This window comes from Bacillus sp. FSL K6-2819 (genome assembly GCF_038008305.1).
Taxonomy (GTDB): domain Bacteria; phylum Bacillota; class Bacilli; order Bacillales; family Bacillaceae; genus Bacillus; species Bacillus amyloliquefaciens.
Genome location: NZ_JBBOYV010000001.1, coordinates 2,546,765 through 2,560,851 on the forward strand (window position 1 = coordinate 2,546,765; position 14,087 = coordinate 2,560,851).

Consider the following 14,087-nt stretch of genomic DNA (forward strand, 5'->3'; position numbering starts at 1 on the left):
GTTTTTTTTATCTGTTATGAAGACATGCGCATGTTCTGAGTCATTTCTTCCTCAACGACGCGGACGAATTGTCCTTCATTGTACGGATAGCCAGCTTTTTGAATTTTGACTTTGACAAGTTTACCGATTAAATCTTCCGAGCCTTTGAAGACGACTTTCATGTAATTGTCCGTATAGCCGACGAACATGCCGTCTTCATCAGACTCTTTAAACGTCTCCTCCGGAATGATTTCCAGAACCTCTCCTTCGTAATCAGAGGCATATTCTTTGGCAAGCTGGTCAGACAAGGCAATCAGCTTGTGCACCCGTTCATTTTTCACATTCTCGTCAACCTGGTCTTCCATTCTGGCCGCAGGTGTTCCGGTGCGTTTGCTGTAAGGGAATACATGAAGCTCAGAAAACTTATGTTCTTTAATGAACCGGTATGTTTCCATAAATTCTTCTTCTGTTTCACCCGGGAAACCGACGATAACATCAGAAGTAACGGCAAGACCCGGCAGTGCTTCTTTCAGCTTATTTAAACGGTCAGCGAAAAATTCCATCGTATATTTTCGTCTCATCCGTTTCAGCACGGTGTTTGATCCTGATTGAATCGGGATGTGAAGGTGGCGGACGATTTTATCAGACGCATCCAGCACTTCAATCACTTCATCAGTGATTTGGCTTGCTTCAATAGATGAAATTCTGATCCGTTTCAGTCCCTCTACACGTGTATCCAACTCACGAAGAAGCTTGGCGAAATTATAATCTTTCATATCTTCGCCGTAGCCGCCCGTATGAATCCCCGTCAGAACGATTTCTTTATAACCGGCATCCACCAGCTGCTGCGCCTGTTTAATGACTTCTTCGGGATCGCGGGAACGAAGCAGGCCGCGCGCCCAAGGGATAATGCAGAACGTACAGAAGTTGTTGCAGCCCTCTTGGATTTTCAATGACGCTCTTGTCCGGTCAGTAAAAGCGGGAACATCCAGCTCTTCAAACACGCGTGCTTTCATAATGTTGCCGACACCGTTGATCGGCTGGCGCTCTTCCCTGTACTGCTCAATGTAGCCGAGCATTTTTTCACGATCCTGCGTGCCGACGACGATGTCAACACCCGGGATGGCCATAATTTCTGCCGGGGATGTTTGCGCATAGCACCCTGTTACGCAGATTACGCCGTCAGGATTTTGGCGGATCGCCCGTCTGATGACTTGACGGCTTTTTTTATCTCCCGTGTTTGTTACCGTACATGTATTAATGACATATACATCTGCTGTCTGTTCGAATTCTTTTCGTTCATAACCCGCATCTTTAAACAGCTGCCAGATTGCTTCTGTTTCATAATGATTGACCTTGCAGCCAAGGGTATGAAAAGCAACAGTTGCCATTACTGATCACCTCTTAATAACTCTGTATGATAGGAAACTGCGCTTAACGCGTAAAGCGGCGCAGTTTCAGTCCGTAAAATTCTCGGTCCGAGGCCGCATAAGACGGCGCCTTTTTCTGAAAGCTGCTGAACTTCAGACTCAGTCAGACCGCCTTCAGGGCCGAATACGATTAAAAGAGACGAACCTTGCGGAAGGCTTTTGAGTTCCGCGGCGAAAGCGCCCGTTTCTCCCTGCTTTGATGACTCCTCGTATGCAACGACACATTTATCGACATTCTCCGCCATCTCAAGCAGCTGCCGGAATGTATGAACGGTTTTCACTTCGGGAATTTCATTGCGGTACGATTGCTCCGCCGCTTCCTTCGCGATTTTCGCCCATCTCTCCCGCTTTTTCTTTGCCTTTTTGTCGTCAAGCTTAACGACGGATCGGGCGCCTTGAAAAGGGATGAACATACTTGCCCCGAGCTCGGTCCCTTTTTGGATAATCCACTCAAGCTTATCGCCTTTCGGAAGGCCGCTGGCGATCCTGATCTTTAACGGCAGTTCACGGTTTTCCCCCGTCCATTCAGCGACGCTGCATGATATATGATCTTTAGAAACCTCTTTGAGCAGGCATAACGCTTCATGGCCGTCTTTCGAACAGCAGATAATCCGGCCTCCCGCACTCATTCTCATGACGTTGGCAATATGGTGGACGTCTTCCCCCGTGATGTGAAAATCGGGGCTTTCGTCCATCTCCTGCTTCGTGAGCTCGATAAAATATCGTTGCATACGCTGTGACACCTACTAACTGTTATTTTTTCGCGATGATGCTGACCCAATCTTCCATAGACAGAATTTCTATGATGGTAAAGCCGGCTTTTTCCAACGCTTCTTTTACTTCCTGTTTTTTCTGGCCGATAATGCCAGAAGTAATAAAATGGCCTCCGTCTTTGAGCAGGTCGTACGCCTGCGATGTAAAGCGGAGAATCACTTCCGCCAAAATATTCGCGACAATGACATCGTGTTCGCCTGTGATGCCGTCTAGCAAATTGTTCTGTTTCACTTCAGCCGTATCGCTTACTTTGTTCAATTTCACATTCAGACGCGCGCTTTCAACAGCGACCGGGTCAAGATCATACGCATGAACCGATTCAGCCTCAAGCATGGCGGCTGCAATGCTCAAAATTCCTGAACCAGTGCCGACATCAATGACACGGTCTCCTTTTTGAACGATACGCTCAAGCGCCTGAATACACAGAACGGTTGTCGGATGCGTTCCCGTACCGAATGCCATGCCCGGGTCCATTTCGATAATCAGTTCATCCGTATGCACCGGTGTATATGTTTCCCAGGTGGGAACGATCGTGAACTTTTCAGAAATTTTCACAGGATGGTAATACTTTTTCCAAGCTGTCGCCCATTCTTCTTCATTAACTTCAGAAATGGTGATTTTGTTTCTGCCCAAATCAATATCGTACAGCAGCAGATTATTAATCGTCTCTTTAATGCCGTCGACCGTTTCGCCCAGGAAACTGTTGATCGGGAGATACGCTTTGACTATGACACCCTCATCGGGGTAATCATTGGGGTCGAGCTGGTAGATTTCCCCGTAAACATTCTCACGCTCTTTCATTAAATCAAGCGGATCTTCGATGACAACCCCGCTCGCACCAGCTTCATGCAAAATATTTGAGATGGGTTCGACCGCTTCATGTGTTGTGTGAATGCTGATTTCGGACCATTTCAAAACTACCAACTCCTATCCAATCATTACTCGCCTTTAAATGCGCGTTTTACTTTGTCAAAGAAACTCATTTCTTGTTCATCCGGCAGGTTACCGCTCACTTCAGCAAACTCGCGGATGATGTCTTTTTGTTTATCTGTCAGATTTGTCGGTGTGACGACGCGGACGACAATGTGCTGGTCGCCTTGTCCGTAGCCCCGGACATTCTGCACGCCTTTGCCTCTTAATCTGAATTTTGTGCCGGTTTGTGTGCCGGCAGGAATTTTCAATTTCACTTTTCCGTGAAGTGTCGGCACTTCCACTTCGTCTCCGAGTGCCGCTTGGGCAAACGTTAACGGCATTTCACAGTAAATATCATCTCCGTCACGCTCAAAGAACTCGTGGGCGCGCACATGGAATACGACAAACAGATCTCCCGGAGGACCTCCGTTTACACCCGGTTCACCTTGACCCGGAACGCGCAGCTGCTGTCCGTCATCCACACCGGCAGGGATCGTAACGTTGATTTTTTTCCGTTTTTTCACTTTGCCCGTGCCGCCGCAGTCCGCACACTTGTTTTTGATGATTTTTCCTGTTCCTTCACAGTGGTGGCAGACTCTTCGGTTAACCACTTTGCCAAACGGCGTGTTCTGTTCGACATTCAGCTGGCCTGAACCTCCGCAATGCGAGCACGTTTCCGGCTTTGTTCCCGGCTTTGCGCCAGAGCCTTTACATGTTTCGCAATTCTCTTCGCGCGGAATTTCAATGATCGTCTCTTTTCCGAAAGCCGCATCTTCAAATGACAGTGTCATTGTATACTGCAGATCAGCGCCTTGCCGCGGTGCATTCGGATCACGGCGTCTCGTGCCGCCGCCGAAAATGCTTGAGAAGATGTCATCGAAACCGAAACCGCCGAAGTCTCCCCCGCCGCCGAATCCGCCTCCGAAGCCCTGATTAGGGTCAGTATGGCCGAATTGATCATATTGAGCGCGTTTTTGGTCGTCTGAGAGCGCTTCGTATGCTTCTTTTACCTCTTTGAATTTTTCATCTGCTCCGGATTCTTTATTGATATCAGGATGATATTTTTTTGAAAGCTTCCGATAGGCTTTTTTGATTTCATCCTTTGAAGCGCTCTTACTTACTCCAAGCACTTCATAGTAATCACGCTTACTCATCTCGCTTCACTCTCCCGAATTTCTCACATAAATTAGATTGTATCATTTTGAATTATGTTTTTTCAATTCCTTTTATCCCGGGCAAGAAAAAAAGTCAAAGCCAAGAGATGCCTGACTTTGACTTTCTGTCTGTTGAATCAGAATATGCTGTGTGTTCTTCCGCTTTCTGCGGAAAGAACTTATTTTTTCGCTTCGTCGTCTTTTACTTCTTCGTATTCCGCATCGACAACGTTATCGTCCGCTTTTTTGCCTTCAGCGTTTGCTCCGCCTTCAGCCTGCTGCGCTTTTGCCGCTTCTTCATAAAGCTTCATGGAAAGCTCTTGAACGATTGTTTGAAGCTCATCTTTTTTCGCTTTGATCTCTTCAATTTCGTTTTTCTCGATAGCTGCTTTCAGCGCGTCTTTCGCGTCGTTTGCTTTTTTCACTTGCTCTTCGTCCACTTTGCCTTCCAGGTCTTTTAATGTTTTTTCCGTTTGGAACACAAGCTGGTCAGCTTCGTTGCGGACTTCGATTTCTTCTTTTCTCTTCGCATCAGCGTCAGCGTTTTCTTCCGCTTCTTTTACCATGCGTTCGATTTCGTCATCTGAAAGACCTGAAGAAGATTTGATTGTAATGTTTTGTTCTTTTCCTGTGCCTAAGTCTTTCGCTCTTACGTTTACGATACCGTTTTTATCAATATCGAAAGAAACTTCGATTTGCGGTACGCCGCGCGGTGCAGGCGGGATATCTGTAAGCTGGAAGCGGCCGAGCGTTTTGTTGTCGGCAGACATCGGGCGCTCACCTTGAAGCACGTGAATGTCAACAGCCGTTTGGTTGTCAGCTGCAGTTGAGAATACTTGAGACTTGCTCGTCGGAATTGTCGTATTGCGGTCGATCAGTTTCGTGAACACGCCGCCCATTGTTTCAATACCAAGAGAAAGCGGTGTAACGTCAAGAAGTACAACGTCTTTTACGTCTCCTGTGATGACGCCCCCTTGGATCGCAGCACCAAGCGCTACAACTTCATCAGGGTTTACGCCTTTATGCGCTTCTTTACCTGTTTCTTTTTTGATCGCTTCCTGTACGGCAGGAATACGTGTAGATCCGCCAACAAGGATAACTTTGTCGATTTCGCTTGCAGAAAGATCCGCATCTTGAAGAGCCTGACGGACAGGAGCCATTGTGCGTTCAACAAGATGAGCGGAAAGCTCTTCAAATTTAGCGCGGGTCAATGTCAGCTCAAGGTGAAGAGGACCTGCTTCTCCCGCTGTGATAAATGGTAAAGAAATTTGCGTAGATGATACGCCGGAAAGGTCTTTTTTCGCTTTCTCAGCTGCATCTTTCAAACGCTGAAGCGCCATTTTGTCTTTTGAAAGATCAATGCCGTTTTCTTTTTTGAATTCTGCTACGAGATGATCGATGATGACTTGGTCAAAGTCGTCCCCGCCAAGACGGTTGTCACCGGCAGTTGAACGGACTTCAAACACGCCGTCGCCAAGTTCAAGAACAGATACGTCAAACGTACCGCCGCCAAGGTCGTATACAAGAATGGTTTGGTCTTCGTCCGTTTTATCAAGTCCGTATGCAAGCGCTGCTGCAGTCGGTTCGTTGATAATACGCTCTACTTCAAGACCGGCGATTTTACCGGCATCTTTTGTCGCTTGACGCTCTGCATCGTTGAAGTATGCCGGAACCGTGATAACAGCTTTTGAAACTGTTTCGCCCAGGTAGCTTTCAGCGTATGCTTTCAGATGCTGAAGGATAATAGCTGACACTTCTTGAGGCGTGTAGTCTTTTCCTTCGATTTCTACTTTATAGTCAGTACCCATATGGCGTTTGACAGACATGATTGTGTTAGGGTTTGTGATGGATTGGCGTTTTGCCACTTCCCCTACTTGGCGCTCGCCGTTTTTAAATGCAACGACTGACGGAGTAGTACGGTTTCCTTCAGCGTTGGCGATAACTGTAGGCTCGCCGCCTTCAAGCACTGCCACACATGAGTTTGTCGTACCCAAGTCAATTCCGATTACTTTACTCACTTTGAATTACCTCCTGCTATGTAGTTATTGATTCACTTTTACCATTGAAGGACGGATAACGCGATCCTTCAGTTTGTAGCCTTTTTGCAGTTCTTCGATAACAATATTGCTGCCGAAGTTTTCATCTTCGACCTGCATTACGGCTTGGTGAAGGTTCGGATCAAATTCCTGACCGACAGCTTCGATGGCTTCAACGCCTTCTTTTTTAAGAGCGTCCATCAGCTGGCGGCGGACCATTTCCATACCTTGCAGCAAGCTTTTTGTCTGCTCGCTTTCAGCTTCTACTTGTAAAGCCCGCTCAAAGTTGTCGAGAGCCGGAAGGATTTCCGTTACGACGTTTTGAGAACGGTATTTCTGAGCAGCTTCCATTTCAAGGCGGCTGCGTCGTTTATAGTTTTCAAAGTCTGCTTGAACACGCAAAAGCTTGTTTTCTTTTTCATCAAGCAAACCCTGCAATTCATCAATTTGGTGCTGAAGATCTTCTTCCTGACCAGCGGTTTCTTCATGCTGTTCTTCTGAAGCGGCTTGTTCTGTCATTTCTTCTTGTTCAGCTGCTTCAACCTGTTCTGCGGTTTGTTTTTCTTCTGACATTGTGTTCACCTCCCTCAAATGCTGTAAAAAGATGACTGAAAATGATTGCCAAAATTCCCTTATTCATCATACAAACTTGTGAATGCTTTTGACAAGTCCGAAGTCACGTGCTGCAGCAGGCTGACGACTCTTGAATAATTCATGCGTGTCGGCCCGATGATGGCGATTGATCCGATCTGCTTCGTATCAACAGTATAGGTGGCCGTGATTAAGCTGCAGTTTTCCATTTCTTCGTAGTCATTTTCTTTCCCGATTTTGATTGAAATCCCGGCTTTTGATGACTGAAACAGCTTCAGAACATCCTGCTCTTTTTCAATTAAGGATAAGAGCGAGCGGACCCGTTCAATATCGTGGAACTCCGGCTGATTCAGCATATTGATTTTTCCGCCGAAAAACAATTTCTCAACATGGGTCGCCGGATGGAATGTGGATCGGAGCGATTCGAGAATGCTGTCATAGTTGGCAATATGCTGCCTTAAATATGTGACAACCTCTTTAAAAATACGCTCATTCAGTTCGTCCATCGGCACGCCCGCTAATCGATCGTTCAATATATTGACCAGTTTTTCAATATCGGACAAATCCACTTTAGCCGGGAAATTGATGGTGCGGTTCTCGACATGCCCCGTATTCGTGACGAGGATGGCGACCGCCTTATCCGGCTGGATCGGAACGATTTGAATCTGTTTAAGATAATTCTCGCTCAGCGTCGGCCCGAGGACAATCGATGTGTAGTTTGTCAGTTCGGACAGTATCTGCGCTGATTTTTGGACTGTTTTTTCAAGCTCGAAGATTTTTTCTTTAAATATCGAGTGAATTAAATCCAGATCGGTTTTTGTCAGCTTGACGGGCGACAGCAAATGGTCGACATAATACCTGTACCCTTTTTCCGACGGAATCCGTCCTGAGGATGAATGGGTTTTTTCAATAAAGCCCAAATCCTCCAAGTCAGCCATCTCGTTTCTGATCGTTGCAGAGCTGAATGTAATCTCGTCTTTTTTTGAAAGAGTTCTTGATCCTACAGGCTGCGCTGATTGTATAAAATCATTAATAATCACTTGCAGGATCAGCAGCTGACGATTTGTTAACATCATCATCACCCCTGTTAGCACTCTAGGTCAGCGAGTGCTAATTCTATATCAAAAGTAACAAACCAAAAGAAAAATGTCAATTATAACTCACCCAAAAAAGCGCCAAAAACCTCATTTCCTAATAATTTGCCCTCATGCGTCAGCGCAACCGATTTTTCCGTGTCACAAATCAAGCCCTTATCAGCTAAATTTTTGAGAACATCCGGAAACAGTTCATCGACTGAGCGTCCGAATTTATCGAGAAAAGCTTTCTTTTGCACGCCTGACATTTTTCTGAGGCCGAGGAACATTTCTTCCTCAATCTGTTCCTCCCGTGTCACCTCGTGCGTGTCCCGGTAAGGCAGCCCTTTTTCTTCGATGAGCTGCATGTAATGTTTCACAGGACCGGCGTTGACGGTGCGGGTGCCACTGATATATCCGTGAGCCCCTGCGCCGAAACCGAAATACTCTTCATTGCTCCAATACGTCAGATTATGCTGCGACTCGTATCCAGGCTTTGCAAAGTTGCTGATTTCATATTGGCGGATGCTTGCTTCACTCATCTGTCTCATGACCGTTTCATACATCTCAGCTTCTTTTTCCTGCGCCGGAAGATGCAGTCGGCCTTTTTGCATTAAATTATAAAATACCGTTTTCGGCTCTACGATCAGCGAGTAAACAGAATAGTGCTCCGCATCAAGCGACAAAGCCGTTTTGACGGAATTGTCAAGGTCATCAAGCGTCTGATTCGGCAGGCCGAACATTAAATCGAGACTGATGTTGTCGAAGCCGAGGGCTCTCGCCCGTTCAAAGGAAGTGAATACGTCCTTTTGTTTATGCACTCTGCCGATTTTTTGCAAAAGCGCGTCTTCAAAGGTTTGAACACCGAAGCTCAGCCGATTGACACCGGCGTTTTTCAAGATTCTTAATTTTTCCGAGGATAAATCATCCGGATTTGCTTCCACAGCAAATTCTATGAGTCCGTCTGAAGGCTTCAGCACGCGGTGAACGGAATCCATCAGTTTATCCAGCTGGACGGGTGAGAGCGATGTCGGCGTTCCTCCCCCGATAAAAATCGTGCGGAGATCAGGTCGGCCCGTCCGTTCTATAGTATTTATCATTTCCTTTTCGAGTGAGTTTAAGTACTCGTCGACAGGCTGGCTCTGAATAAAATATTTATTGAAATCGCAATAGTGGCAGATGTGCTCACAAAACGGAATATGAATATAAGCTGATTTCATTTGAAACACCTTCTTCTTTACAGAAAGAAGCCGCAGTGCGGGACTGCGGCGGCTTCCGTTATTTTTTCGGGCTGTCGTCCATTTTAAGGACGGCCATAAACGCTTCCTGCGGCACTTCGACTGAGCCGACCTGCTTCATCCGGCGTTTTCCTTCTTTTTGTTTTTCAAGAAGCTTCCGTTTCCGCGAGATGTCTCCTCCGTAACATTTTGCAAGAACGTTTTTCCGCATGGCCTTAATGGTTGAACGCGCCACGATTTTCTGTCCGATCGCTGCCTGCACCGGCACTTCGAATTGCTGGCGAGGGATCAGTTCTTTTAATTTTTCGACGATGACTTTTCCGCGCTCGTATGCATAATCACGGTGCACGATAAATGACAGCGCATCTATTTTTTCTGCATTCAGCATAATGTCCATCTTGACAAGTTTGGACGGCTTGTAGCCGATCAGCTCGTAATCGAAAGAAGCGTACCCTTTCGTGCTGGATTTCAGCTGATCAAAAAATTCATAAACAATTTCCGCAAGAGGCATCTCATATACAATGCTGACCCGGTTGGCGTCTAAGTACTGCATGTCGATAAAGTTGCCCCGTTTTCCCTGACAAAGCTCCATAACCGCTCCGACATAATCGTTCGGCACCATCATAGTCGCTTTGACATAAGGCTCTTCCACCCGCTCTATTTTTTGCGGGTCAGGCATGTTTGACGGGTTATCGACGATGATCTTTTCGCCGTCCGTCATATAAACGTCATAAATAACGCTCGGCGCGGTCGTAATGAGATCAATTTTAAATTCCCGTTCAATCCGCTCTTGAATGATTTCCATGTGAAGCATTCCTAAAAAGCCGCAGCGGAAGCCGAAACCGAGTGCTTGTGACGTCTCCGCCTCGTATTGAAGGGATGAGTCGTTCAATTCGAGTTTTTCAAGAGCCTCGCGCAAATCATTATATTTAGCTGTGTCGATCGGATAAAGTCCGCAGTACACCATCGGATTGAGTTTGCGGTAGCCCGGAAGCGCTTCTGCCGCAGGCTTAACCGCGCTTGTGATCGTATCACCGACACGGGTGTCGCCGACGTTTTTAATGGCGGCTGTCAAATAGCCTACATCACCGACTGTCAATTCGTCAGCCGGCTGCGCTTTCGGCGTGAAGACGCCTACTTCGATGACTTCAAACTCTTTTCCGGTCGCCATCATTTTAATTTTCTGGCCCGGTTTTACCGTTCCTTCCACGACTCTGATATACGCGACGACTCCTCGGTACGCGTCATAAAGCGAGTCAAAGATGAGCGCTTTCAGCGGAGCTTCCGGATCTCCCGCGGGAGCCGGCACTTTTTCTACGATCTGCTCTAAAATGTCTTCGATGCCGATGCCCGCTTTCGCTGAAGCGAGGACGGCTTCTGAAGCGTCAAGGCCGATAACGTCCTCAACCTCTTGACGCACACGTTCTGGCTCTGCGCTCGGAAGATCGATTTTATTAATGACAGGAAGAATCTCAAGGTCATTATCAAGCGCCAGATAGACGTTCGCCAATGTCTGCGCTTCAATTCCCTGAGCCGCATCAACAACGAGAATCGCGCCTTCGCAGGCAGCCAGGCTTCGCGATACTTCATATGTAAAGTCGACGTGTCCGGGCGTGTCGATGAGATGGAATATATATTCTTCTCCGTCTTTTGCTTTGTATTTCAGCTGAACGGAATTTAATTTGATGGTAATTCCCCGTTCGCGTTCAAGGTCCATTGAATCAAGCAATTGTTCCTTCATTTCCCGCTGGGTGATCGCCGATGTTTTTTCTAAAATCCGATCCGCCAAGGTCGATTTGCCGTGGTCTATATGGGCGATGATGGAGAAATTCCGGATTCTTGACTGCCTCTCTAAACGCTTTTCTTTATCTGTCACAATCTATCACTCCTACTATTAAACGCAAAATACACTAGCTTAGATTATATCAATAGGATTGTAAACATTCAATTAAAACAAGAAAGAGAAAAGCTTCCTTTAAGGAATCATCCGCTTTTCTCTTCATCAATGCTATCGGTTCAGTTTCAAAACCCACTTATACATCGCCTGCGCCGAGTCCGTCACGGTATTTGAAAGGGTTTCTCCGGCTTTTGAAAACAGGTTGAAGGTTTCCGCCTGTTCCAGCTGTTTTTGTTTTTCTTCCAAATCTTTCGCCGTAACGGTTTGGCCCAAAATGGAAGCTTCTTTCTCCTGCCCCTCTCCGCCGCCAAGCGTGAACGCTCCTTTTAATGAGGGGTCTTTGTATCCTTTCATATCAAGCATTCCGCTGTTTGCCTGCTGCATGCCGAACAAAACGCCGACAAACATGACAATGGCGATCAGCAGGCATTTGCCGGTAAAACGGATCATTCGAATCACCTGATTTCTATTGTTTTTTCTTCTCTCCTGATTGCGAGCTGACTTTTTCGGCGTCCCAGTACAGTTCGCTGAATACATCGGCCATAGCGTCTGATGCGCGTCTCAGTTCTTCTAGGTTGTTATCCACGCCCCCGAATTCCAGCAGAAGCGATCTGTCGTTTAAATCCTGGTTGTATACTCCATTATCTCCCGGAGAGCCTTTTGATAAAACACCGACGCTTAAGCCGGGGTATTTTTTCTCCATCAGCTTATGAAGTTCACTTGCGAGTTTATAGTTTTCTTCAAAATTGGCGCTTTTTTTTCCGACGACGATGGCGACTCTGGCATAGCTTTTTCCTTTAATATCGGCTGTCGTATTTTTCTTGCGGCGGGAATCCCGGTGAATATCTATGGTATATTGCAGGTTTTTATTTTTCGCGAGCGCGCTTTTTACGACAGGTCTTGATTCGTCATAGCTTCGCGCATAATTTAAACCGTCTTTGTTCAAGCGGGCCTGTATGTCGGTTTTATCTACGGTCGCTCCTACGCCTTGGGCTTCAAGCGCTTTTCCGAACATATCTCCGACAAGCGTGACATTGGCCTTTGAATGGCGGGCATTATCAGGATTTGTTTCCCCTTTTAACAGAGGGAGATAGGATTCGGTATTGTGAGTGTGATAAATAAAGACGACTTTCTTGCTGCCGGTCGAATGTTCGGGCGGCGCCGTTTCTTCTTTTTTCGTTTTGTTTTCGATTTCTGCCAGGTTCACTTCTTTTTCTTTTTCCATCACCTTTGACGGCGGCGGAGATTCAGCCGGCATATTCGTATAATCCGTCCCCTGCCCCGCCAAAAGGATTTCCGTATCGTATTGGGCAAATCCCGGAAGCTCACGTCCCAAGAAGCTCCGCGGGTCTTCCAGATTAATGCTTGTCGCCAGTTTTAAGGAAAGCCGGGATAGCTGAAATGAATCTTTTTCGGGAAGTTCTGACGCGAAATAATGATTCTCCATGCCAAGGAGGTGTGCAAACGCGTCACCCGGAAGTTCTCCGGCAATTCCGTGAAGAGAATCGGAAGAAAGCCTCAATTCAGGACGAAGCGATGTAAGCACACCGGATAATACGAAAATAACGATAAGGCTTGTCATAAACAAAAACATGCCCTTGAGCGCGTTTCCACCGTTTACTGCAACGACAATTTGACGGTTTCTGCGTTTTTTTCTCATGATTTGAATCCCTCCAGCGCTTGTCTAGTAATTACTCTATGAACAAGCTAGAGGAGGTAGAACCAATTTAGTGATTATACGAACCTTTATTATCTTGTGAGACCTTTTCATGAAGGGCGGTGTTTAACCCGTTTGCAAGCACGTTCGCCATATCATCAATAAAGGTGTCAATCTCCTTCGGCGTAACCATCAGATTATGGCCGAGCGGAGAAAGCACTTCATGAATCAGCTGGCGCTTTTCGTTTTCGTCAAGCGTGCCGACAATGCCGAGAAAGGATTGGCGTTCCTTTTCCCCGGGAAGATCCTCATCTGTAAGCACCTTCTTTTTGCCGAAGTTCATTCCGGCGGGCACCAGAGACCTTGACGGACTGTCATCTTTCATCTCTCTGCCGAAATGCTTTAATATGTAGTCCACTGTATCGCTTGCGATCGTTACCGCATCAACGACAGTCGGTACACCGATTGCGATGACGGGGATGCCGAGCGTTTCCTTGCTTAATTCTTTTCTCTTATTGCCGACGCCTGATCCCGGATGAATGCCTGTATCAGAAAATTGAATGGTCGTGTTCACTCTTTCAACGGCTCTTGCCGCAAGAGCGTCTACAGCAATCACGAAATCCGGCTTTGATTCTTTGATCACACCTTGAATAATATCGCTCGTTTCAATTCCCGTTAAGCCCATCACACCGGGGGCAAGCGCGCTGACTGGCCTGTACCCTTCCTGCACATTTTCCGGCTGAAGCCTGAACAAATGCCTCGTCACAAGAAGGTTTTCGGTTACGAGAGGGCCGAGCGCATCCGGCGTCACATTCCAGTTGCCGAGACCGACGATCAAACAGCTTGCATCCTTTGGAATCTTTAAAGCCGACAGATAGGCGGAAAATTCCTCGGCAAACACTTCCGTTACTTTTTCCTGCATTTCAGAGTCGTGCTCCCGGACCCCTTGCGCTTCGATCGTGACATAGCGCCCCTGCTTTTTGCCCGATAGCTCTGCGCCTTCTTTTGTAATATCTACGGTTCTGACTTTAATGCCGCCTTTGTCGCGTTCTTTTTCAATAAACCCGTTTATTTCTTTTTTCTGATCAGTTTGTCCGTCTTTTACCGCCTGTTTTGTTTCTACCGCTAAATCCGTCCGTATCAGAAATTGATTGACATCCAGTTCGTTGTTTTTCACAAGGTAGACCTCCTTCAATCATCGTGGTACATAGTGTTGCCATTTGCAAAACGAATCATGCGAATTTACCCATCAACGAAAAATACTTTACATTTATATTGCAATCTAAAGTTCTGTTTGATAGAATACAATTTGTTCTATTGTGAAGAAGATTTAACCTTAAGACACT

At 46.6% G+C, this 14,087-nt stretch carries 12 protein-coding genes; all 12 read right to left on the reverse strand.

What is annotated here, in order from left to right; translation table 11 throughout:
* Positions 1 to 14: 14 nt before the first annotated feature.
* The 12 genes from mtaB to gpr all read right to left on the reverse strand — a co-directional run bounded on the left by mtaB (position 15) and on the right by gpr (position 13,918).
* Positions 15 to 1,370, reverse strand: coding sequence for a tRNA (N(6)-L-threonylcarbamoyladenosine(37)-C(2))-methylthiotransferase MtaB (gene mtaB / locus MHH91_RS13305; protein ID WP_014470686.1), 1,356 nt, complete (start codon positions 1,368 to 1,370; stop codon positions 15 to 17).
* Positions 1,370 to 2,140: a 16S rRNA (uracil(1498)-N(3))-methyltransferase gene (locus tag MHH91_RS13310; RefSeq protein ID WP_014470687.1), complete on the reverse strand. Its 771-nt coding sequence runs from the start codon at positions 2,138 to 2,140 to the stop codon at positions 1,370 to 1,372. The genes mtaB and MHH91_RS13310 overlap by 1 nt, the downstream gene beginning before the upstream one ends.
* Before the next feature lie 22 nt (positions 2,141 to 2,162).
* The gene (gene prmA, locus MHH91_RS13315) at positions 2,163 to 3,098 is read right to left on the reverse strand and encodes a 50S ribosomal protein L11 methyltransferase (protein WP_014470688.1); all 936 of its coding nucleotides are present in this window, start codon (positions 3,096 to 3,098) and stop codon (positions 2,163 to 2,165) included.
* 23 nt (positions 3,099 to 3,121) lie between these two features.
* A complete protein-coding gene (dnaJ, locus tag MHH91_RS13320) occupies positions 3,122 to 4,249 on the reverse strand; it encodes a molecular chaperone DnaJ (RefSeq protein ID WP_014470689.1) in 1,128 nt (375 codons plus the stop codon).
* A gap of 179 nt (positions 4,250 to 4,428) precedes the next feature.
* Complete coding sequence (dnaK, locus tag MHH91_RS13325) at positions 4,429 to 6,267, reverse strand: molecular chaperone DnaK (protein WP_014470690.1); 1,839 nt, start codon at positions 6,265 to 6,267, stop codon at positions 4,429 to 4,431.
* 24 nt (positions 6,268 to 6,291) lie between these two features.
* Entirely contained in the window at positions 6,292 to 6,858 is a 567-nt protein-coding gene (grpE, locus tag MHH91_RS13330) for a nucleotide exchange factor GrpE (RefSeq protein WP_014470691.1), read from the reverse strand.
* A gap of 59 nt (positions 6,859 to 6,917) precedes the next feature.
* A complete protein-coding gene (gene hrcA, locus MHH91_RS13335; RefSeq protein ID WP_014470692.1) occupies positions 6,918 to 7,949 on the reverse strand; it encodes a heat-inducible transcriptional repressor HrcA in 1,032 nt (343 codons plus the stop codon).
* Positions 7,950 to 8,029: 80 nt separating this feature from the next.
* Positions 8,030 to 9,169 carry a radical SAM family heme chaperone HemW gene (gene hemW / locus MHH91_RS13340; RefSeq protein WP_014470693.1) on the reverse strand — a complete coding sequence of 380 codons (1,140 nt, stop codon included), beginning with the start codon at positions 9,167 to 9,169 and terminating at the stop codon, positions 8,030 to 8,032.
* A gap of 58 nt (positions 9,170 to 9,227) precedes the next feature.
* The gene (gene lepA, locus MHH91_RS13345; protein ID WP_014470694.1) at positions 9,228 to 11,063 is read right to left on the reverse strand and encodes a translation elongation factor 4; all 1,836 of its coding nucleotides are present in this window, start codon (positions 11,061 to 11,063) and stop codon (positions 9,228 to 9,230) included.
* Between the two features lie 132 nt (positions 11,064 to 11,195).
* The gene (locus MHH91_RS13350; RefSeq protein WP_014470695.1) at positions 11,196 to 11,534 is read right to left on the reverse strand and encodes a YqxA family protein; all 339 of its coding nucleotides are present in this window, start codon (positions 11,532 to 11,534) and stop codon (positions 11,196 to 11,198) included.
* A 16-nt stretch (positions 11,535 to 11,550) separates the two neighbouring features.
* Positions 11,551 to 12,744, reverse strand: a complete 1,194-nt coding sequence (gene spoIIP, locus MHH91_RS13355) for a stage II sporulation protein P (RefSeq protein WP_014470696.1) — start codon at positions 12,742 to 12,744, stop codon at positions 11,551 to 11,553.
* A 67-nt stretch (positions 12,745 to 12,811) separates the two neighbouring features.
* Entirely contained in the window at positions 12,812 to 13,918 is a 1,107-nt protein-coding gene (gpr, locus tag MHH91_RS13360) for a GPR endopeptidase (protein ID WP_014470697.1), read from the reverse strand.
* Positions 13,919 to 14,087: the final 169 nt, after the last annotated feature.